16 protein-coding genes are annotated in these 21,818 nt (G+C 53.9%); 14 read left to right on the forward strand and 2 right to left on the reverse strand.

Annotation, left to right across the window (positions count from 1 at the left end):
• Positions 1-569 precede the first annotated feature (569 nt).
• Together FD737_RS02600 and FD737_RS02605 are read left to right on the forward strand one after the other, a co-directional pair.
• Positions 570-1,193 carry a response regulator gene (locus FD737_RS02600; protein ID WP_034828290.1) on the forward strand — a complete coding sequence of 208 codons (624 nt, stop codon included), beginning with the start codon at positions 570-572 and terminating at the stop codon, positions 1,191-1,193.
• A 7-nt stretch (positions 1,194-1,200) separates the two neighbouring features.
• Positions 1,201-4,809, forward strand: coding sequence for a transporter substrate-binding domain-containing protein (locus FD737_RS02605; protein WP_160832621.1), 3,609 nt, complete (start codon positions 1,201-1,203; stop codon positions 4,807-4,809).
• Between the two features lie 13 nt (positions 4,810-4,822).
• On the opposite strand, the gene FD737_RS02610 is transcribed toward FD737_RS02605, so the two are convergent.
• On the reverse strand, positions 4,823-5,449 hold the full coding sequence (locus FD737_RS02610; protein WP_160832622.1) for a response regulator: 627 nt from the start codon (positions 5,447-5,449) through the stop codon (positions 4,823-4,825).
• Positions 5,450-5,699: 250 nt separating this feature from the next.
• The gene (locus FD737_RS02615; RefSeq protein ID WP_160832623.1) at positions 5,700-6,584 is read right to left on the reverse strand and encodes an alpha/beta hydrolase; all 885 of its coding nucleotides are present in this window, start codon (positions 6,582-6,584) and stop codon (positions 5,700-5,702) included.
• Positions 6,585-6,685: 101 nt separating this feature from the next.
• Between FD737_RS02615 and FD737_RS02620 the strand changes: the two genes are divergently transcribed.
• The 12 genes from FD737_RS02620 (at position 6,686) to tssF (ending at position 21,818) form a co-directional block, all read left to right on the forward strand.
• Positions 6,686-7,615 (forward strand): LysR family transcriptional regulator, encoded by a 930-nt coding sequence (locus FD737_RS02620; RefSeq protein WP_160832624.1) that lies wholly within the window; start codon positions 6,686-6,688, stop codon positions 7,613-7,615.
• Positions 7,612-7,851 (forward strand): DUF1493 family protein, encoded by a 240-nt coding sequence (locus FD737_RS02625; protein WP_160832625.1) that lies wholly within the window; start codon positions 7,612-7,614, stop codon positions 7,849-7,851. Before FD737_RS02620 ends, FD737_RS02625 begins: the two co-directional genes overlap by 4 nt.
• Before the next feature lie 310 nt (positions 7,852-8,161).
• On the forward strand, positions 8,162-8,827 hold the full coding sequence (gene tssL, locus FD737_RS02630; protein ID WP_058960824.1) for a type VI secretion system protein TssL, short form: 666 nt from the start codon (positions 8,162-8,164) through the stop codon (positions 8,825-8,827).
• A gap of 36 nt (positions 8,828-8,863) precedes the next feature.
• A complete protein-coding gene (locus FD737_RS02635; RefSeq protein WP_160832626.1) occupies positions 8,864-11,248 on the forward strand; it encodes a type VI secretion system Vgr family protein in 2,385 nt (794 codons plus the stop codon).
• Positions 11,249-11,250: 2 nt separating this feature from the next.
• Positions 11,251-11,994, forward strand: a complete 744-nt coding sequence (locus FD737_RS02640; RefSeq protein ID WP_160832627.1) for a DUF4123 domain-containing protein — start codon at positions 11,251-11,253, stop codon at positions 11,992-11,994.
• A 6-nt stretch (positions 11,995-12,000) separates the two neighbouring features.
• Entirely contained in the window at positions 12,001-12,513 is a 513-nt protein-coding gene (locus tag FD737_RS02645; RefSeq protein WP_160832628.1) for a DUF3304 domain-containing protein, read from the forward strand.
• Positions 12,498-14,807: a DUF2235 domain-containing protein gene (locus FD737_RS02650; RefSeq protein ID WP_160832629.1), complete on the forward strand. Its 2,310-nt coding sequence runs from the start codon at positions 12,498-12,500 to the stop codon at positions 14,805-14,807. The genes FD737_RS02645 and FD737_RS02650 overlap by 16 nt, the downstream gene beginning before the upstream one ends.
• Positions 14,804-15,067 carry a PAAR domain-containing protein gene (locus tag FD737_RS02655; RefSeq protein ID WP_160832630.1) on the forward strand — a complete coding sequence of 88 codons (264 nt, stop codon included), beginning with the start codon at positions 14,804-14,806 and terminating at the stop codon, positions 15,065-15,067. Before FD737_RS02650 ends, FD737_RS02655 begins: the two co-directional genes overlap by 4 nt.
• Positions 15,064-16,200 (forward strand): hypothetical protein, encoded by a 1,137-nt coding sequence (locus tag FD737_RS02660; protein ID WP_160832631.1) that lies wholly within the window; start codon positions 15,064-15,066, stop codon positions 16,198-16,200. Before FD737_RS02655 ends, FD737_RS02660 begins: the two co-directional genes overlap by 4 nt.
• Positions 16,181-19,516, forward strand: a complete 3,336-nt coding sequence (locus tag FD737_RS02665) for an ImcF-related family protein (protein ID WP_160832632.1) — start codon at positions 16,181-16,183, stop codon at positions 19,514-19,516. Before FD737_RS02660 ends, FD737_RS02665 begins: the two co-directional genes overlap by 20 nt.
• Positions 19,513-20,037, forward strand: a complete 525-nt coding sequence (tssJ, locus tag FD737_RS02670) for a type VI secretion system lipoprotein TssJ (RefSeq protein ID WP_160832633.1) — start codon at positions 19,513-19,515, stop codon at positions 20,035-20,037. The genes FD737_RS02665 and tssJ overlap by 4 nt, the downstream gene beginning before the upstream one ends.
• Complete coding sequence (tssF, locus tag FD737_RS02675; protein WP_160832634.1) at positions 20,034-21,818, forward strand: type VI secretion system baseplate subunit TssF; 1,785 nt, start codon at positions 20,034-20,036, stop codon at positions 21,816-21,818. Before tssJ ends, tssF begins: the two co-directional genes overlap by 4 nt.

Genomic DNA, 21,818 nt, shown 5'->3' on the forward strand with positions numbered 1-21,818 from the left:
AGAGGTGATGATGCTTTATTTACCGATAAAAAAATCACAACAAAAACATAAATTTAATAATTTAAAACAGCATATTGGTCCAACTTCACTTGTTTATTTATGCAAGGTTACTTACTGGCATGACTATGAGTTTAGTGACATTTTATGACGTTACTCTTAGGATCACATAAATAACTTTACCTTCAGGTAAAATTAAACCCAATCTAAACAAGGTCACACTTCGTCTTTCCGACGCGAGACTCTGATTTCTCTTCTCGCCCCGATAAGACCACTACCTGCACACCTTAACATTTACCCACAGTGATAACTTTTCTACTGCTTTCACGTCGAAATCATCACCTTAACGCCCAGTGACATCACTGAATTTAAAAGACTCACCGCATAATTAGAAAACTGATTAAAAACCATAGTGAATATATAAATAACACGTCAGGTCATGATATTTATTGCATCAGGAAAACCTTACAAAATAATTATTTGCGCCATTTAAACTTTACTCTTAAAATCTGCTAACCAATAAAACCAATCCTTATGAATATTCCATTCACCGCAATAAACAGGACAGCCATATGAAGGAAGTTCTTATCGTTGATGACCATCCGGTGGTTCGGATGGCATTAAGACTGCTGCTTGAAACGGACAACATGAATGTGGTGGGCGAAACGGATGACGGATTTGAAGCATTAGCGCTAACCAAAAAACTGTCGCCGGATTTGATCATCGTGGATATCGATATGCCCTCTTACAACGGCATCGACCTGGTGCAAAGGTTGCGCCACAACGGCTTCAACGGTGGCATTCTGGTACTGACCGGCAAGGACGTTGACCACTACATCAAGCGCAGCGCCACTGCCGGTGCCGATGGTTTTATTAGCAAGCGCAATAACATGACCGAATTGCACGATGCCATTCGCGCGATTAATGCCGGATATGGCTTCTTTCCTTTAAATCGCCGACGTCAGGGTTTACCGGATGATATTCAGGAAGACAAAAATAAAATTGCCGGCCTCTCCAGTAAAGAATTGCAGGTGCTGGTGTATTTATCCAAAGGAATGAAAGTGGTGGAAATGGCACAGCGGATGAAAATCAGTGATAAAACGGTAAGCACTTACAAACGCCGATTAATGGAAAAGCTCGACATTCAAAATATGGTCGGCCTTTACGAGTTTGCCAAACGCAATAATATCGCCTGACAGAGTGATGGTTAAATTACTCCTCCTGATTGGCCTGATGCTCTGCCTGATGAGCCAGCCAGTCAGGGCTGAAGATCCCCGCATCATGCAGTTGGTCAGCCGTGAACAAAATGTCCTGCTGACCTTTGATCTCCCCGACAACGACTGGCGCTGGCTGGGCGAAAAGCGCGAAGTCAGCGTTGCGATTTACGCGCCTGAAAATCCGCCGTTCGATATGGTCATCGATGCCAACACGCTGGAAGGGATCTCCGCAGACTACACCGCTTTAGTTCTGCATTACCTCGGTTTACACATCAACACGCACTATTACAGCAGTCGCAGTGCGGCGCTCGATGCGCTGCAGCAAGGCAAGGTCGATATGCTGGTGGACAGCGCGGGCAGCCCGGAACCCACTGGCGCAGAGCTATTATTAAGTACCCCGTTTGCCTCTGATTACCCTGCGATGGTGTCACGCGATAACATCATGTCTGAAATGAGTGATGATAATTCGCCGATGCAGATCGCCATGCCGCGAGGCTACCTGAGCGACGCCTGGATCGAGGCGCGCTATCCGGAAGCGAAAATCACCCGCTATCCTTCTGCGCTCAGTGCGTTGGCGTCATTAGCCTTTGGCGAAAACGACTACTTTATTGGCAATCTCAACACCGCCAATTACCTGATTGAACGCAACTACGCCTCGACGCTCTCCGTGATACGCATTTTTGAGCCCACCGATGCCGGACCGCGCTTTGTCTTTCCCATCCGCAATGCGCCACTGTATCGGGGCGTCAATGCGGTGCTGAATGCCATTCCCTTGCAGCAGCACAAAGCCATCTTCCATCAATGGGTGCAAAGCATGCCGCCGATGATGGCGGCGGCGCCTCTGCAACTCACTGACCGTGAGCGACGCTGGCTGGCTCAGCATCAGACGCTGCGCGTGGTGATGAACCCGCTCGATGCGCCTTTCACGCTAAAAGATCGGCACAACAAATTTAACGGTATGACTGCAGACTTACTGCGTTTGATTCATCTGCGCACCGGTATCGACTTCACCATGATCGAAGCCTCTTCCGTCAACGCAATGTTCGACCGGCTCAGCCGCCATGAAGTTGAGCTGGTTGGCTCGCTGGCCCACAGCCCGCAGCGTGAAGCGCGCGCCCTCTTCTCCCGCCCTTACGTGCTGCCGCCGTATGTGCTGGTGAGCAAAAACACGCTGGGTGCGCCCAAATCACTCAATGACACCGACACGCTGGCGATTACGCCCCAGCATGAGCTCACCGGCTGGCTGACGGAAAATTTCCCCCACATCAAGTTGGTCACCGTTGAGAACGCCAGTATTGCACTACAGATGGTGAATGAAGGTCGGGTGGATAGCGCGGTGAATAACCTGATTGCCGCGCGCTACATGATCGATCGTTACTTCAGTAATCGCCTGCAGATTGTCTCGCGCCTCGGGGAAAATCCCGCGCGGATTGCCTTTGCTGTAGGGCGCGATAATCCGGAACTGCTGAGCATCCTGAATAAGGTGCTGGCGACCATTCCGCCGCGCGATATCTCGCTGCTGGCGATGAAATGGCAGGGCACGCCCGATGTCAAACTCGACACCTGGATGGCCTATCGACACGAGTTTTACTGGCTGGCGGGAATCTTCGCGGTGCTGGTGATCACCTCACTGTTCTGGAACTACCATCTGCACCGCGCGGTGCGTCAGCGTAAAGAGGCGCAGGCGCGACTGCAGGAACAGGCCACCTTCCAGAAAACCCTGTTCAACGGCACGCCGGTGCCGATTTACGTCATTGACCACAAAGGCGAGATGACCAACAAAAATCCGGCCTGGAGCCAGTTCTTCAACGATGCACACTCCAATATCAGCCAATTGCCGCTCAGCGACAGCGCGCATCCGTTGCACGCTATTTGCCAGGCGCAAATGGCCTTACTGGCGGAACAAACGTCAATGGAGATGACACCACAGCGCGGCCAGATCAATAACGGCCACGAACTGCGTGATGTCATCCACCGCGCAGTGGCGTTTCGCGATAATCACGGCAACATCGCCGGAATGATTTGCAGCTGGCAGGATGTGACGGAACATGAACAACTGACCCGCGATCTGCTGCAGGCCAGCGAGCGCGCCGAACAAGCTAACCGCACCAAAAGTACCTTCCTCGCCACTATGAGCCACGAAATCCGCACGCCGATCAGCGCGATTATTGGCTTACTGGAGCTGGCGGTCGCCAATCGTCTGCAACAACCGTGCGATAAAGAATCGGTGCGCGTCGCCTATGAATCCGCGCAATCGCTGATGGGGCTGATTGGCGATATCCTCGACATGGCGAAAATCGAATCGGGCAAGCTGGAACTGTCGCCGGAATGGGTGCGCTTCGATACGCTGGCCGAACCGGTGGTGCGCGTGTTCGAAGGGCTGGCGCGCCAGAAAGGATTGCTGCTGCACTATCAGATTGATGTGCTGCATCCAGATGAACTGCTGCTGGATCCGATGCGTCTGCGGCAAATCCTCTCAAACCTGATCAGCAACGCCATCAAATTCACCGAGCGCGGCACGGTGGAAGTACAAGTGCGTAGCAAACCTGGCGAAGGCGATCGCGCGACGCTGGAACTCACGGTGCAGGATACCGGCATCGGCATCAGCGAAGAGGATCAGCAACTGATATTCAATCCTTACGAACAGTCCGCATCGGGCAAAAAACAGCGCGGCACCGGACTTGGATTGGCGATTTGCGAACAAATGGTGGCGATGATGGCGGGCAGCCTGACGCTGCACAGCCAGCCGGGGCGCGGCACCCGCATCTGCGTACGCATTCCGGTAGATTGCCGTGAAGCGGTCAGCGTGCCAGTGGAACCGATACGCCAGCAGGATGCCTGTGGCCTGCCGTTAACCATCCTGACGGTGGATGATCATCCCGCCAACCGCCTGCTGCTGAAACGCCAGCTCACCCGACTGGGACACAAAGTGATCGAAGCCGAGGATGGCGAACAGGCGCTGTGGCTGTGGCAGGAAAACCAGATTGATTTGGTGATCACCGATTGCAGCATGCCGGTGATGGATGGCTTCACCCTGACGCGCGAACTGCGTAAAAAACAGCGCGAGCCGCTCACCATTATGGGACTGACCGCCAACGCCCAGCCGGAAGAGCGATCGCGCTGCCTGGAAGCAGGCATGGATGACTGCCTGTTCAAACCGTTGCGCCTGCCGCAGCTTGAAGCACTGCTGCAAAGAGTGCCGCGCCCGACTGTTGTGCCCTATCCCGGCCATGTCGCACTGAATCATCTGCTCGACCTCAACGCCCTGCGCGAACTGGCTCATCAGGACAACGAGATGCTGCAGCGCCTGCTCAGCGCTACCCGCGATGAAAATTTGCATGATATGCAGGTTGCCTGCGCCTGTTTCGACAATCGCGACTGGCCCGCGCTGGAGCGCAGCCTGCACCGTCTGGCAGGTTCGGTGCAGATCATCGGCGCAGTCTCGATTGCCGATCAGTGCCGCGAATTAGAGCAAGCCTGTAGCGCCCCAGCCGATGAACGCCATCTCGGCCAGATGCTTGATGAAACGCTGGGCTGCGTGCATGTGTTGAATCAGGCTATCGAAACCTTTCTCAAAGACGAGTTCAGCGCATGATATGCCCAGCGCCTCAATCCAGGTTGTGCCGCTGGGCAAAATAGAGCACATCCACCAGGTTCTTTAACTCCAGCTTCATCATCAGCCGGCTTTTATAGGTGCTGACGGTCTTATCGCTGATGTTCATGCCTCGCGCAATATCCACCACTTTCTCGCCGCGCGCCAGCTGCCGCAATACATTCAGCTCTTTGGGCGACAGTTCGTCAATTTTGCGCTGGTCGCTGTTTTCATCCTCAAGATGCAAGCCCTGACGCGCACAATTCATCGGGAAAAAGGCATATCCTTTGCTGATAGCGCGAATCGCATCTCTCAGCTCGGTTAACTCTTTGCACTTACTGATAAATCCGTTGGCACCCGCTATGGCACAGCGACGGATATAGTGCTCGCTGTCTTTGCCGGAGAGCACCAGAATGCCTCTCTTGTGCCCGCTCTGGCGCACACGCTTGATGACATCGATACCGTTGAGCACCGGGATATCGATATCAATAATCACTAAATCCGGCTGCAGTTTTTTCACAAACTTTATAGCCTGAATGCCATCGCCCACTTCACCTACGACTACCCGATTATCTTCTTCAAGCAGTATCTTGAGCGCTAATCGCGTGATTGGATGATCGTCAACAATCAGTACCTTTTCCATTTTTCACCCCGTCCCGCGCATTGACCGATAAAGTAGAGCGGCTGGGTGAATTGACGTGCGTCATTAACCGTCAGGCATCAGCGCCAAATTGACTCTTCCTTGTCTCGCCAGCCACCACTCTCCGAAAACGATCCCTTAACGGTTATATCGGTGGATGTGGCGGTTGCTAAAATAAATGTGATAGGGGGATGAGAGGATGGATTTGTGCCCGGACTGTGTTGCGGGAATCACTGGCCGGGCACATGAAGTGTTACTGATGCTGGCGAATAAAACAGGCAGCGGAATCCAGTGCGTGACGCGTGGCATCCAGGCGGATATCCCGTTGAAACACATGGTGCATGCCTTGGTAGATATCCAGCTGCACTTCACCGCCCTGCTCAGCTAATTGAGCCGCTAAGCGCGTGGCGTCATCCAGCAACAGTTCTTCGGTGCCAACCTGAATCATCAGCGGTGGTAACTGACGGTACTGCGCGAACAGTAGCGAGGCGCGTTGATCCTCCGCCGATGCGCCCTGCAAATAAGCCGCAGCGGCATCGCGCAGGATCGATGGCTGGAAAATCGGATCGCGCGTATTGGGATCGTTAAACGAAGCGCCGCTGAAGGTCAGATCGGTCCACGGCGAAAACAGCACCGCAGCACGGATTTTCTGCACCAGCTGCGGATGTTGCAGCGCCACCAATGACAGCGCAGCACCCGCTGAATCCCCCATCAGCGCGATATGTTCAATGCCGCTGTCGACTAGCCCTTTCAGTATCTCAATCACCCTGTCCGGCGCGGTCGGGAATGGATGTTCCGGTGCCAGCGGATAGTCCAGCACAAAGGTTGAACAGCCGGTGCGCACCGCCAGCTGGCTGGCGAACCCGCGATAGGCCTGCGCGCTGCCGAGCATATATGCCCCACCATGGATGAAAACGATAACCTGCTCGGTGCGTGTCTCCTGCGGATGCAGCCACCAACCCGAATCCGCGACGTGCTCACTAAGCACGCTTGCTGCCAGCGGTGTCTCCGCAGTCATCTCGTCATAATACTCGCGCATTGTGCCGCTAAAGTGCTCGCGATGCGCTTGCTGCTCGGCCAGTGATTGCTGCACCTGCAAACGGTCGTGATCGGTTAAGGAGTGCTGTGTCTTGTTCATAAGTTGCTCCGGTAAAAGGGTGTGGAGAAACCTTATGCCATTCCAATTTTCGCAACTAGCTGGCTTAATGGAATACCATTTATTCCCTCCAGGACTACTGAATGGATCGACTTGATGCTATCCGGCTGTTTCTGCGCGTGGTCGAGTGCGGTAGTTTCTCCGCCGCCGCCAAAGAAGCCGGTATCGGGCAATCTGCAGTCAGCAAACAGATCGCCGCACTGGAGAAGCAGTTCAATCACCCGTTACTGAAACGTTCCTCTCGCGGCATCGCCTTAACCGACGCAGGCCGAACCTTTTATGACGGCGCACTGCGCCTGCGCGATGAATTCGACCAGCTAGAATTAAACGTCAAATATGGCGCGGATGAACCGGCAGGCACGCTGCGTATCTCTGTAGCACCGGTATTTGGCCGCTTCTACATCGTGCCGCGCCTGCCTGCGCTGCTGGCACGCTATCCGGCGCTGAATTTGGAACTGCGCGTCTCCGAGCGGCATGTGGATTTGATTGAAGAAAATATCGATGTCGCCATCCGACACGGCGAACTGCAGGACTCGGCGCTAACACAACGCAAACTGGCCGATAGCCCGCTGATTACGGTGGCGAGCCCGGATTATCTGGCGAAGTATGGCGTACCCGCCTCACCTGCTGAACTGAGCGAGCACCAGTGCATCTCGTTTAATGCCGGTCGCGGGATTCATCCGTGGCGGTTTGTGGACGGGCACGGTAAGGCGTTTACGCTGATGCCTCAAGGTCGGTTTCAGAGCAATGATGGTGAGCAGCAACGCGCCGCCGCGCTAGCGGGATTGGGCATTACGCAGTTTCCTGCCTGGCTGGCGGGACCGGATTTGGCTTCGGGGGCATTGGTGCCGGTGTTGAGGGAGTTTGCGGTGGGATCGATGCCGGTGAGCGCAGTGTTCGCAACGAAGCAGACGGCGAATAGCAAGGTAAGGGTTTTTGTTGAGTATATGCTGGGGACGTTGGATGAGGATTTGCCGTTGGGGGCTGGGGATGAATCTGGGAGGTTAGTGTGAAGCCTACTTTGGAAGAGGTGATTGAGTTTGTGCGTGAGTTTTCGGGGGATCACAAATCTGTGATTACTGAGCATACCCTGCTGGATGCTGATCTGGGTATTACCGGAGATGATGGAGTTGAGCTGCTGGAGGACGCGGAGAAGAAGTTTGGGGTTTCGTTTGTGACCGAGGAGAGATCGTTTCAGGAGATTTGTAAGATTGGAGAAGTGAATATCATGCAGGAATTCCGTTTCTGAATGGAGCAGGAGTTTGGGTCAGAGTTACGGGATCACTCCACTTCGATAACAGGATGTTGTTAAGAGGAACGTTTGCAGTTAGTTAAAAAGAGGATTTGCGGAAGAAAAATATACTAAAAATTGGATCTGTAAATTTGATCAACTATCACCTTGTGTAATATCATCAGTCGCACTGAAGTATGGGTGTTAATCTGATTGACGCGCAGCCGAAAATTAAACTTCTAAGCATGTTAGAAGTCAGTAAAGACAACACCATTCAATGAAATTTGTGATTGTGATAAGGGATTAATAACACTTAGGAGTTACCAGGATGGTACCCACAACGTCTTCCGCCTACAACATCAAAGCCAGTACCCTCGATACGCTCATGCAGGATACCTGGCTGCTGGCGCTCTCTGTCCGAAACGGACAATCCATAACGATTGACGATGCACTTTATCAACGTTGTTTCAGCATGGTCCAACAGGTCCAGGATAAACTGAGTACGGCGGGTGCAGCGGCCTCTCTCCGCGAAGAAATCAAATTTGCACACTGCGTCTTTCTTGATGAACTGATCATGACCATTCCAGACGCTGATATTTCAGCCTGGTGGAAGCGCACACCTTTGCAGGGGCATTTTCTCGGCCATCTCAACGGTGGCGAGCATTTCTACGAACGCATCAAAAAGCTGCTTCGTGAACCTGCAACAGCAGAAGCCGCCGTCAGCTGCTACTACAGAATGTTGCGCTTTGGCTATACCGGAAAATACCGAACGGAAGACGATGAGGAGCGTCAGTCACTGGTGCAGCAGCTAAAAGCGCTGTTGCCTGAGCAGGCTGGATCTCCCGACTCAGCGGTCATTATCCAGCGATCAAAACACAAAACATCTTTCTGGCAGCGTTCTCCCTGGCTTATTCGGGGCAGTGTGATGGTTGCCATCATTGTTGCCACTTTCATCATGAACGGCCATCTGCAATATCTGCTTGGAAGAGGGTAGGTATCGGGCCAGCAAATTTCAGGAAGGAATCTGTAAATGGGTAAGAAGGATTTTGTCATTCAGGGCGGAACGACGCCGGTCTACAACCACTATCAACTGAGCATCCCGGCGCTGAAAAATCAGCATCCGGATATTCAACTGTCGGTGCTGCGTTTCAGCGGTGAAGAAGCGCTGAACACGCCGTGGTGCTACACGATTGAAATGACCAGCGCCAGCCGGGATATCCCGGCAGATATTCTGATTAACAGCACTGCTCAGCTGCTGTTTTATCCTGATGGTCAGCCCTGGCAATCGGTTGAGCCACGCATTCTGCGCGGGGTGATTACCGCCTTTCGGCAGTGTGAATCTTCTGCGGATGAAACCCGCTACGTGGTGACGCTGGAGTCCCGTCTGGCGCTGCTGAGAAATAGCCTTACCTATGCCGTTTATCAGCATAAAAGCGTGCCGGGCGCGCTGGAGGACATACTCAAACGCTGGGAATTCTCCTCTCTGGATTACCATTTTCGCCTGAACAGCCGTTATCCGGCGCGTGATTTTTACATCTCCTATGCGGAGAGCGATCTCGCGTTTATCGAACGCCATCTTGCACGCATTGGCGTGTTTTACTACTTCGCATGGGATGAAGAAAATCACCGGGATGTGCTGGTGCTGGGTGACAGTTCACGCGCTTATGGCGCTGATCAAATCATCGCCTTCCGTCATCCTTCCGGCCTGTTCGATGGCGGACAGGAATCACTCTGGGACATATCGGTTAACCGCCAGTCAGTAGCCGCCAGCACCAAACTTAATGATGAATACTATCTCGATGCGCAAAATGACATGCAGGCGCAGGTAGAAACCGATCCTGACAAAATCGCCTTGTCGGGAACGCTGTATCGCTACGGAGAACATTACCTACAGCAGGGTAAAGAATATCAGGAGCAGCCGGAACAGGGGCAATGGTTTGCAAAGTGCCGTCAGGAACGCTTAATCACCGAGCAGGTGACGTTTACAGGCATGACCAATGCCATGGACGTTCGTCCTGGCGCGGTGATTTCGCCACAAGGCAAAGAGTGGCCTGATGCACCGGATGGTCTGCTGGTGGTTTCGACCTCTTCAAAGCGCATCTCACGCGACACGGCATATGTTATTCGCTTTACTGCCGTACCGGTGCGTGCTCGCAGCACTTATCGCCCGCCGCTAAAAACCTGGCCGCACATCGCAGGAACGCTGCTGGCACGCGTTACCAGTCCGGTCAGCAACGCGCAGTATGCTGAGCTTGATGAACATGGCCGCTATCGAGTGCGTTTCCAGTTTGATCTGAACGAAACATGGCAGGCCGGTTTTGAGAGTGTGCCGGTGCGACTGGCGAAGCCATATGCTGGTAACGTTCACGGTTGGCACTTCCCGTTGATAGCCGGAACGCAGGTGATGATTGCTTTCACCAACGGCGATCCTGACCGGCCCTACATTCTTTGCTCAATGCATGACTCGCGCCATGCGGATCACGTCAATCTTTATAATTATCAACGCAATGTCCTGCGGACACCGGCAAACAACAAGCTCAGATTCGAAGATCGCCGGGGTTATGAACATGCCAAGCTTTCGACGGAATTTGGCGGCAAAAGTCAGTTGTCGTTAGGTCACATTGTTGACAACGCACGTAATAAGCGCGGCGAAGGATTTGAGCTGCGCACTGACAGCACCGGTACGCTGCGTGCTGGTAAAGGCCTGTTCCTGACAGCAGATGCACAGACAACGGCGACGGGTCAGGTGCTGGAGATGGCTCCGGCAATCAGCCTGGTAAAAGGCGCGCTAAGCCAGATGAATGACTGGCAGACCATTACCCAGTCTCACCACAACCTTCAGCCCGATGTTTCTCACCTGAGCGCGTATCTGACTGCAGCCGAACAGCTCAAATCCCCCTCCATGTTGCTCAGTGCCCCGGAAGGAATTGGTGCCGTCAGCCCCAAAAGCATCCTGCTTAACTCTGGCACAACCCTGCATCTGCAAAGCCAGACGGAAACCAGCATTGCCAGCGGCAAACGGGTACAGGTCAACGCCAGTCAGGCGATTTCGCTGCTGTCGCAGAAGGAAGGCATTCGCATGGTATCGGGCCAGGGACCTCTGACCGTCGAATCGCATGGCGATACCCTTGGCCTGACGGCGATGAAAGATATCAGCGTGCAGACCGTTCAGGGTGAACTGCGTCTGACCGCGAAGAACGGCATTGTGCTGGGCTGCGGCGGCGCAACCATCAGGATCACTCCGCAGGGTGATATTCAGATTCATTCACCGGGTAAAACCAGCATTCGCGGCGTTCATGCCTGGAATACACCTGCCAGCGAAGAGACACAGCTGCCGGAGTTGCCTAAATCGGTGTGCAAAGAGTGCCTGAAAAAAGCGCAGGAAGCCGCTCTGGCTTTCGCGCCGAGGGGATAACCATGACCAGTAAAGATAACGAATTGGCATGGTTAAAACAGGCCACAGCTCTGTGTACTGCTGCCGGACAGGACTATATCGACGTGCTAGTTGATCAGGCAGGTACTGATCAACCGTTGCAGCAGGCACTGAATCAGATCAATCCACCGCTGCGCTGGTTTGCGCTGTTTGAGGGAACGCCGGAAGCCGCGACGGAAGAGTACTCCCCGTTGGTGATGCGGCTGCATTTTAGCGTTGCCAGCCATCAGCGCTGGCTGGAGCAACTGGTGCAGCATTTTTCCGCTACGCCAAGACTGACATTTTTGATATCGCCACTGGCATTCGATCTGCTTGCCACCCATCTGCAAGCACTTTCGCAGGTTCAGTGGGAAGAACAGACTGGCTTACTGCGCTACTACGATAATCGCGTTTTTCCCTCGCTGCTTGAGCATGTCCTGACGGCGGAGCAGCAGACTGCTTTCACCGATATTGCGCTGTTCTGGAGCTGGCGGGATCGTGATGGCGAGGCGGTGTGGAAAACCGGAAGCTGGACACCGGATCGACAACTTGCTGATGCCCCGGAGATGAGTCGCATCAGCGATGCACAGGTTGAGCTGATGGGATGTATCAGTGATGCCGAGATATTGATGAAAGGGCAAACAGCCCTGCCTCTTTTGCAAGAAGCACATTTTAAAGTTTGCCTGGCAATAGCAATGCGGGCAAGCAAGGCGGGTTACATCGGCGATTTGGCAGATTTTAGGGATTGAAATGTAATGAAGAGAATGTTGATAAGTTGCTCATTACTTCTTTTATCGATGATGGCTGGCTGCTCGCAGGCAAGCGGTGATGACAGCTATACAGCTGGTGATCTTCGAGCGGTCAACCATGTCGAGGGACAGGGTATAAATGGGTTTTCGGTGAATGGATACCATGTTCCAAGTTTAGGTGGGGGATATTGCTGCATCATGCTTCCTGAGAAGTGGACGCCTGAATTGAAAGCTCGGGTGGAGTGGGAAGTTGACCCTCATACTGCACCGCCGCCACCCAGTTATAAAGATTGGGACAATTATCTAGTTTGGGAAAAGGAGCTGAAAAGCAGTTTTAAGCAACATAGTGCCATCGTTAACATTCCGCGGTATGGCAAGGAGCGATGTGGTTTAACTGTGCACTTCCTACCCTGTAATCAGGTGAAGGTCACAACGGTTTGTTCCGGATATGGCACTGAAAACTATCCAATCAAAGAACCGCTAAATATGAAGGAGCCTGCGGCATGTCCCGTGAAATGAGTCTTGCTCTGCCCTGTTTTGCGCCACCTCTGTTTCCTGATGGAGGACATTTGCACCTGAGTGAAACGCAAGTTAATGCCAATTATAAAAAGCAGATTCGCGAAGAAATTGATTACCGGGCCAGCCTGGCTGAAGAAACCGGAAAGAAAGGCATCGTCCCTTGCTGTCGAAGCCTACATATCAGCTTATTTTTCGATGGTACGGGAAATAATGAAGAGAACGATACGCGTATAGCTAAACCATCGCATCCGACCAATATCGCTAAGTTATATCACGCGACATATGAGAACGCTGACAGTGATGGCTATTTTCGCTACTACATCCCAGGCGTCGGCACACCATTCCCTAAAATCGGCGAAATAGATTACAGCAATGACGGTCTGGCTTTCGCCGCTGGTGGAGAGGATCGAATTAACTGGGCGCTGCTGAGATTGGTGGATGCTTTGACTTTTGCCGTTACCAAAGGGGCTAAACGCCTTGATGATGACGTAGCGAAAGGAATTCTATCCAGTATGCAGGCTCGCGGAGCTTTTTCTGGGGAGGTGAATCGACGTAATGCGATTACTCCCTTATTAAATGCCCTGGAAAGCCAGACAGCGCAAACCCAACAGCCCCATCTTCTGGGTATTAAGTTGTTTATTTACGGATTTTCCCGTGGGGCTGCCGAGGCGCGGACTTTTGTTAACTGGTTAACCCAGTTACCCGACCCCAAATTAAAAAACGAACATCTGAAACTTGCTGGTTTACCGATCAGTATTGAGTTTCTGGGTTTACTGGATACGGTGGCGTCTGTTGGTGCTGCTCATGTTTTACCGGGGGCGGCAGGTCATATGGGTTGGGCGAATAATAGTCAGCAGTTACCTGATGAACGTAAATTTCCAGGGTTGATTAAGTGTTGTCGTCATTTCGTTGCCGCACACGAACAGCGCTTATGTTTCCCTCTTGACTCAGTCCGCCGCCCCGATGGCAGCTACCCGGCCAAAACTCAGGAGGTCCTTTATCCCGGGATGCACTCAGACGTTGGTGGCGGTTATCCTCCTGGAGACCAGGGGAAATCATGCAACGGCACGGGTGAACTTTTATCGCAAATCGTTCTTCACGATATGTATGCTGCAGCATTCGAATCTGGAGCCCCATTACTGGTACATCCATCAGCAATAACGTCACTAATAAAGGATATATCTCCCTCGCGCGTGATGTCTGGTGACTCTATTACTGAGTTCGCTGTTGCACCTCTGCTAGCCAATCGCTTCAATATCTGGCGTCAAACCCTGCTCAACACCACCCTGCAAGGCAGCGAGGAGACGGTGGATAAAGCGGAAGGTTATCGCGCCTATCAACTTTCGCAGACACTTGAAAGTGCACTGATCGATCAGATTGGTTGGATCACAGCGTGGCGCATCGGCCGCTACGCTCACGGCAGCATGCTTCCTCAGGGCGATAAATTTGCCAACAGTTTCTTTAACCAGGCACCCCAGCTGACTCCTGAAGGACTAAAAAAAGAAGCGGAAGAACACAAAGCGGCAGTAGAAAACCTTAAGTCACGGCGAGCAGAGGCTAAAAAGAGTCGCTTGCCGATGGACGAAAGTTTACAGGGTAAACCCGATCTTGATCCTACTAACGCACAATATCAGCTCCGCGAAGCTGCTCGTGAATTCCAGCACGACTATAAACTGTGGCGGCGAGATATCAATGGTGGCTGGATAGATAAAACCGCGCAGATCGTTCTGGATGTGATCCCCAGGCACGCCATCTTCCTGATCAACGGTGACGATGAAGACGCTGAATACGCGCAAATGAAAGCCGATGGCGATCGCCGTTATCCGCAATTGTTTATCGATAAGCTGGGCACCGGCATTCGTACTCAACCACGCGCGGACTTATTAGCCCTTTATGATGAACAAATTCACGATTCCCGCGCCTGGTTTATGCAAAGTGCGCTGGGAGGACGTGAACCCTGGGGCGGATATTTCCGCTATCGCATGATTTATTGTGGCAACCAGACCAATAAAAACCTTCGCCTGATATCCGTCGAAGGCAAAGTCATCAATGCCGCGCCAACCTCGAATAACGTCATCTATTTTATCGAGCCGAAAACCGCTTCTAACAACGTGACTTATAAAGTCAAAGATATGGCGAACGGTGTCGTTCATACACTTACTCCACCAGAGGTAACGACCCAACCAGGTACCGCCGTTGCTCTGGCACGCACCAATGTGGTTAGCGAGCAGCACCAGGCCATGATGGCCTCTGCCCTCGACATCCTGAAATCATCAGGAGCGAAGGTGGTATGACGCTTAAAAAACTGGTGCGCGTTGGCGATACGCTGAAACCGCACGGCGGCGAAGTGCTTACCGGCAGTTATGATGCTTTTGGTAAGCCAGTAGCCTGCGTTGATGACAAAGCGAAGTGTAATCAGCATGGCATGACCAGCATCATTCAGGGAGCATCCGACAGCACGGTAAACTGTAAACCGGTGGCGCTGGATGGTCACAAATGCGCCTGTGGTTGCACGCTGGTTAGCTCGCTGCCGGATATGGATGTATGCGGATGAATTCGCCACCAATCTGGCCTGACTATGCTGCAATTCCTGCTGTGCGCTGGCGACGCTGGTGGATCGCGTTACCTGTACTGCTATTTTTTTCGGCGATAGTAACGATTATGCTGTGGCCGGAAGGCAAGCCAACCCGTGTGCCGCTCTTCTGGTTTGGGGCATTAGTTCTGCCGCTACTTTGCTGGTCGCTGGCCGTAGCACTGCGCTGGCTGGTATGGCTGCAGGGTATGGATAACAGCGCAACGCATTATGCGGAAACCTCGCAGGCAACGGAGACGTGGTGGCGTAAGCGCAGTCAGGCGCTACCGGTTGAAGCCGTGCTGCTGGTGACGCCGGTCGGAGAGGATGTTGCCGAACATCTGGCGCTGCTATCCCGGCCTTCAGATGCACCGCAACCGGTGATGGATGCCAGTGGAAACGCGGCGCTTCGTTGCCCGCTGGTGCTGAATGGCATCGGCAATCGCCCGGCAATGCTCGCGGCGTATCTGGCTCACCGCCTGGTGGCGCATCTGCGTCAGACCAGCGAAACGCGTCTTTTCACGCACTTCTGCTGGCTGGGCGATGATGCTGGCCTGTCTCCCTTTCGTGAAACGTTGCGGCGTGAAGGCGTTGTTCTGCCTGACGAAACCCTCAGCTTCGAAGCACGTACTGGTGCAGACAGCCTGATTAACCTTATCGCTGAATCACCGTCATCATTGTTACTGTGTGCCGGAAGCGATGAAGGTCAGCCTGCTAACATCAATGTCACAGGCGAAGCCGCTTTTGCCTGGATCTGCTCTGCGCAGGGAACGGCATTGTTGCACCGGTCAGAAAGCTGGCAACCGGCTCAGGCAGGAATAGCCGGACAAGCAGTAATGCAACTTACTCGCTATGCCGGGCTGACTGATGTGCCGGATCGGGTGATTGCTGCTGACACACCGGCGATGACAGCACTGATAGATGGCGGCTGGTCGGCGCTGGAGCATGTGCTTGCCGCATGGCTCGGCAATGCCGGAGAAGTCACGCCTTACACATTACGGTCGCTGGCGCTGCTTTCAGTGCTAAACGGTCAATCCTGCGGCTGGATCGCCTCAGATATGGAATCTCAATACATTACAGGAGTTTGCGTTCCCCGTGGAAACCTCCCGCACTAATTCCCGCCATTCGCTGTTCTGGCTGGTTTGTGGCTATCTCATTGCCATCACCTTGCTGGTGCTGATCGGCGCCGGGCTTTATTACTTTATTGGTCGCAGCCTTGATTTACCTGAAGCGCTGCCGCGCCAGATTGCTTTCTGGTCATTCATGGTCTGGCTGGCAATGGTGTGGTTCTGCCCGTTGTTTATTCTCGCCTGGCGCGGATTGGTGCGCCTCAGCGCCCGCGAAGTGACTGGCGCAACAGGCCCCCGGAAACAGCGCCCAGCTGAAAATCAGCGGGTACAGGACATCATCACGCAGATGCGTTATCAGTATCGATGGCGCTGGCGCAGCCGGTTGCGCATTCTGCTGGTGGTTGGCGATGAGCATCTGGTTGAGCAAAGCATTCCTGGTCTGACAACCCAGTACTGGCTGGAAGGACACAATACGTTGCTCATCTGGCACGGCAATCCACAGGATGAGCCCGTTCCCTCCCAGCTTAAAGCGCTGCGTAAAATTCGCCGACAACTGGCGGATGCCGTCATCTGGGTCGTGAGCGCAGAAGCGGAGATAGAGCAGGATTTGCTGGATACCACGGCGCGGCAGATGCAGAAACGCTATCGCCTGCTGGGCCAGGATATCCCGCTGTGGCTGTGGGAGGTTCATACCCCCTCGCAACCGGGTTCGCCCGAACAGGGTGTGGGCTTTATTATTGCGCCTGGTGAGTCGACAGAAGATTATCGCCACTCGCTTAACGCGCTGGAACACCAGTTAGTTGAACGCGGTATGCAGCAAATCGATCATCAGCGTCAGCACAGCTTTCTGCTGGAACTGGCGCAGATGCTACGCAGTGGCGGCATCAATCGACTGACAAAAGCATTGTCACAACTTGGCGAAGGCGCACGGGCGCTGCCGCTGGCAGGCGTCGTGCTCAGCCAGCCGCTAACTGCCGGAGGTGCTTCCCTGCGCCACGCCTGGCAACCTGGAAAAGCCTGGCGTGATCTACTGGCACAGCGCTGGCGCAAACCTGTCACCAACGGGGTGTCATGGCGAAAAACGGGGCTGATGGTTTTCTCCTGCCTGCTGGCAGCGTGGATGGCCTGCTTAGTTGTTGCCTGGATTGCCAATTATCGCCTGATTCAGACCGACCAGCAGCTCGCAGCCGCTGCAACCGATACCCGCCAGCCTCTGCGCGAGCAGCTTTTCGCGCTGCGTGAATTGCAGAAAGAAATCGAGCGGCTGCAATATCGCCAGCGGTACGGTGCGCCCTGGTATATGCGCTTTGGCCTCAGCCAGAACGATGCATTACTTAACGCGCTGTGGCCGCAGTGGCAGAAAGCAGCCATGCCGCTGCTACGCGATGCCTCTGTGCAGCGCCTCACCACGTTGATGACCGGCTGGCGTAACCTGCCACCCGATAGCCCGCTGCGATCGGATGACGCCAGAAGCATGTATGACCTGCTGAAGGCGTATCTGATGCTGGCCCATCCTGACAAATCAGATTCGGCATTTTTTAGCAGTACGCTGATGAAGATCTGGCAGCTGCGCAGCGGCATTAATGATGCCAGCTGGCGCAATCAGGGCGGCGATATGCTGGCCTTTATGATGAGCAATCTGCCCGCGCATCCCGCGTGGCGAATCGAGCCGGATATGCGGCTGGTCAGCAGCATGCGCTCTGCGCTGTTGCGCCAGATTGGGGCCAGCAATGCCGAATCCACCCGCTACCAGAAGCTGATTGAGCAGGTATCGCGCGACTATGCCGATATGACGCTCAGTGAAATGGTCAGTGGCACCGACAGCAGCATGCTTTTCACCACGGATGAAACCGTGCCCGGAGTGTTCACGCGCAAAGCATGGGAAGAAGATGTTCAACCCGCCATTGAGCAAGCGGCTAAGGTTCGGCGTGACGAAATTGACTGGGTACTGAGCGACAGCAAACCTACCAGCAACGATGATGTCTCTCCGGAGACGCTGCAGGCGCGGCTGACAGAGCGCTATTTCTCTGATTACGCCGCGGCCTGGCTGAAGTTTCTCAACAGCATTCAGTGGCAGCGAGCTGAAAGTCTGTCGGAATCTATCGAACAGTTATCTCTGCTGGCTGATGCGCGTCAGTCGCCGCTGATTGCACTCATGAATACCCTTAACGTTCAGGGCCGAACCGGGCAAACCGGCGGCAATCTGACCGATTCACTGGTGAGTTCGGCGAAGAATCTGCTCAGCAGCGATAAAACCAGCGCCATCAATCAAGCGCAAATCGCCAAAGGGCCGATGGATGCCACCTTTGGTCCGCTGCTGTCACTGACAGATAGTAATGCGGCGTCGAAAGAGAGCCTCAGCCTGCAAACATTTCTGACCCGCATCACCCGCGTTCGCCTGCGTCTGCAGCAGGTCACTAACGCACCGGATCCCCAGGCCATGATGCAATCGCTGGCGCTGACGGTGTTTCAGGGTAAAGCCGTTGATCTCACCGATACCCGAGACTACGGCAGCCTGATTGCTGCCAGCCTCGGCCAGGAGTGGAGCGGCTTTGGTCAGTCGGTATTTGTAGAACCGATGGTGCAGGCCTGGGAACAGGTGTTAAGCCCAACGGCAGAAAGCATTAACAGCCAGTGGCAAAGCGATATTGTGACACCCTGGGATGAAGCCTTTGCCGATCGCTATCCGTTCTCTAACCGACAGAGTGACGTCTCCATGCCGCATCTGGCGCAGTTTATGCGCACCGACACCGGTCGCATCGCGCAGTTCGTTAATGGGCGTTTAGGCGGTCTGCTGCGTCTGGAAGGTGATCGCTGGGTGCCGGATGCGATGAACAGCCAGGGACTAATCTTTGATCCGGCCTTTCTGGCGGCGCTGAACAAGCTGACGCGCATCGCGAACGCGGTTTTTGTCAGAGGCGATGTGGAGCTGCATTTCCAGATGATGGCAAAGCCTTCCCGCAATGTAGTGGAATCTGAACTGACGGTAGACAGGCAGAAACTGCAATATTTCAATCAGGAAGAGAGTTGGCAGATGCTGAACTGGCCTGATAACCGCTGGCAGCCTCAAACCACGCTGACCTGGCGCAGCGCCAGAGCAGGAACCCGCCTTTATGCCGATCATCCGGGAAGTTGGGGGTTGATTCGCCTGTTGGGTAAAGCACGGATCACGGAGCTGGGTAGCAACATGTATCGCGTAGTCTGGCCGACGCCGGATGGCCTGTCGCTTAACTATCAAATACGCACGGAACTGGGTAACGGCCCGCTGGCGTTACTCGATCTACGCGGTTTCAGCCTGCCAGCGAGAATATTCGTTTCTGGTCCGACTAATGATGCTGCTTTGTCGGGAGGTGAAGGATGATCTCTCGCCTCAGCTACGCCTTATTGATTTGTCTCTCTGCTTTGCTGATGAGCAGTTGTGGTGCCTGGCAAAAAACCAAACAGGGCACGGCAAGTGTGGCGAAAACAGTGTTTTATCGCCAGGTGGAAACGTTGCATCTGACCTTCACCGCTCGCGCAGCCATCAATCAGGATGATGCTCAGCAATCGATGCCACTGCGCCTGGTTGTGCTGCAACTCACAGACCGCCAGCGCGTCGATAACACCGAATACAACAGCTTGCTGACGCAGCCTGACCTCGTGCTGAAAGAAACACTGGTCTCACATCGGCAGCTCAGCATTACGCCGGAGCAGAGCGTTAGCCTGGATATGCCAATGGAAAAGCAGGCGCAGTTCGTCGCGGTTCTGGGCTTGTTCCGCCAGCCTGACAGAGAGCGCGGCACATGGAAACGAGTATTGAGCCGCGAGGAGCTTGATCCGGATTCACCTCGCACGATTGAAGTGAGGGATAACACCCTGAGCCTGCTACCGGAGCAGAAATGAAAGATCATGAATTTCTGAAGTATTTCGACAGTGAAATGCGTTATCTGAAGGCGGCGACGCAGGAGTTTGCCGGGCAATATCCGGAAGCGGCGCGGCGATTAGGGTTGGACAGAATGTCTCTGAAGATGGATGACTCGGTTGAACAGTTGTTTCAGGGCTTTTCACTGATGATGGCGCAGATGCGCCGCAAAATTGATGACGATATTCCGGAGCTGACAGAGCCACTGCTCGGGCATCTGCTGCCCGTGGTGAATCGCACTCTGCCATCTATGTCAGTGGTAGAACTGACACCCGATGTTGTCGCTCAGGTGCGTGATGAGGTGGTACCGGAAGGCACGACGCTGCTGACACGCCCGATGGATATCTCTGGCCTGCGCTGCCCTTATCGCACCACTGATGTGTTGAAATTACACCCATTGATGTTAGGTCATGTCACCACATCGTTTCACCATGACGGGCACCAGATGATCTCCCTGCGGTTTACACTCAGCCCTCAGGCCGATCCGAGCCAGATCGATCCCAGCGATATTCCGCTTTATATTCACGGGGATCGCCCTGTTCAGTCGCTGCTATACCATGTGCTCACCCGCCATCTTCGCAACATCACTGTTAGTCTGCCGCAGAGTGATAACCACGATCCGCAGCCATTTCATGGTGGCATTAGCGTCCGCTGGCAGCAGCACTGGCGGTCAGTCTGGCCGGAAAGCGATAGTCCGGCACTCTGTGGCGAAGTTCGCCCACTGCTGGAATACTTCAGTTTCCCGGCTCGCTACGCCTTCTTTACTCTTACCGGGCTCGAAACGCTTCCTTTCAGTGAAAGCTGTCGGCAGGCAATTCTCGATATTCATCTCAGCCAGCCGCTTCCACGCGATATTTCGTTACCGGAAGATGCGCTGCGTATTCACTGCGTTCCGGTGATTAACCTGTTTACGTTGAACGCGGAGCCACTGAAGGTGAAGCCTGCTGTACTCGACTACCGTCTGTGCCCTCACCGACTGCGCGATCAGCATACTGAGATCTACAGCGTGGATGACGTTGCCGCCAGCGAAACTCTGGAAAAGCGACGCTATGTGCCGTACCGACACTTCCGGCAAAAAGGCGGTATGTTGCAGCGCAAAGCGTCGTGGCCGGAGCGTTATTTTCATACGCGCATCTGGCGCGGCGTCAGCGGTCTCTATGAAACCCTACTGATGCTGGGTGGGGATGCGAGTGAGGCTGATCGGGGAGAAGATGATGCTACGCTGTTTATGAACATCACCTGCACCAATGGTAACTATCCGCGCATGGCGCTGGAGAAATCGGTTTTTGATGGAAGCGCGGTCACCGGCAACCTCGCGCTGCAGTGCAAAACCCTTCAGCCACCTTCCATGCCTTATTACCCACCAACCAAACAGCTGTATCAGTGGCACCTGATGTCGCTACTGCACCCGCGAGCTCTGAGCCAGATGATAAGTGATGCTGCAAGCCTCAGGGCCGTGCTGGCGTTATTCAACTGGAGCGATGACGAAAACAACCTCCGCCGCATCAATGGTATCCGCCACGTTAGCTGGCGTCAGGACTATAACTCGTCGTATCACTGGCACGGCGTGCGCATCCGTGTGGCGCTTGATGAAACGCAGTTCAGCGGAACTGGTGATGCCCGCCTGTTCTGCGAGCTGCTGGAACAGTTCCTGACGCAATACGCCAGCGTGTTGCGCTATACCCAGCTTACGGTATTACTGACCGCTTCGGGCACCGAATGGGCCTGGCCGGAGCGACGTATTGACAGGGTGCTGATGTGA

This window comes from Pantoea sp. Seng (assembly GCF_009829935.1).
Taxonomy (GTDB): domain Bacteria; phylum Pseudomonadota; class Gammaproteobacteria; order Enterobacterales; family Enterobacteriaceae; genus Pantoea; species Pantoea communis.

What these genes read in the sequence shown, in the direction of transcription:
- FD737_RS02615 (WP_160832623.1), bottom strand. Translation starts at nt 6,584, where the DNA reads ATGAACAAGACACAGCACTCCTTAACCGATCACGACCGTTTGCAGGTG.
- tssF (WP_160832634.1), top strand. Translation starts at nt 20,034, where the DNA reads ATGAAAGATCATGAATTTCTGAAGTATTTCGACAGTGAAATGCGTTAT.
- FD737_RS02660 (WP_160832631.1), top strand. Translation starts at nt 15,064, where the DNA reads ATGAATTCGCCACCAATCTGGCCTGACTATGCTGCAATTCCTGCTGTG.
- tssL (WP_058960824.1), top strand. Translation starts at nt 8,162, where the DNA reads ATGGTACCCACAACGTCTTCCGCCTACAACATCAAAGCCAGTACCCTC.
- FD737_RS02635 (WP_160832626.1), top strand. Translation starts at nt 8,864, where the DNA reads ATGGGTAAGAAGGATTTTGTCATTCAGGGCGGAACGACGCCGGTCTAC.
- FD737_RS02645 (WP_160832628.1), top strand. Translation starts at nt 12,001, where the DNA reads ATGAAGAGAATGTTGATAAGTTGCTCATTACTTCTTTTATCGATGATG.
- FD737_RS02650 (WP_160832629.1), top strand. Translation starts at nt 12,498, where the DNA reads ATGTCCCGTGAAATGAGTCTTGCTCTGCCCTGTTTTGCGCCACCTCTG.
- FD737_RS02605 (WP_160832621.1), top strand. Translation starts at nt 1,201, where the DNA reads ATGGTTAAATTACTCCTCCTGATTGGCCTGATGCTCTGCCTGATGAGC.
- FD737_RS02655 (WP_160832630.1), top strand. Translation starts at nt 14,804, where the DNA reads ATGACGCTTAAAAAACTGGTGCGCGTTGGCGATACGCTGAAACCGCAC.
- tssJ (WP_160832633.1), top strand. Translation starts at nt 19,513, where the DNA reads ATGATCTCTCGCCTCAGCTACGCCTTATTGATTTGTCTCTCTGCTTTG.
- FD737_RS02640 (WP_160832627.1), top strand. Translation starts at nt 11,251, where the DNA reads ATGACCAGTAAAGATAACGAATTGGCATGGTTAAAACAGGCCACAGCT.
- FD737_RS02600 (WP_034828290.1), top strand. Translation starts at nt 570, where the DNA reads ATGAAGGAAGTTCTTATCGTTGATGACCATCCGGTGGTTCGGATGGCA.
- FD737_RS02620 (WP_160832624.1), top strand. Translation starts at nt 6,686, where the DNA reads ATGGATCGACTTGATGCTATCCGGCTGTTTCTGCGCGTGGTCGAGTGC.
- FD737_RS02610 (WP_160832622.1), bottom strand. Translation starts at nt 5,449, where the DNA reads ATGGAAAAGGTACTGATTGTTGACGATCATCCAATCACGCGATTAGCG.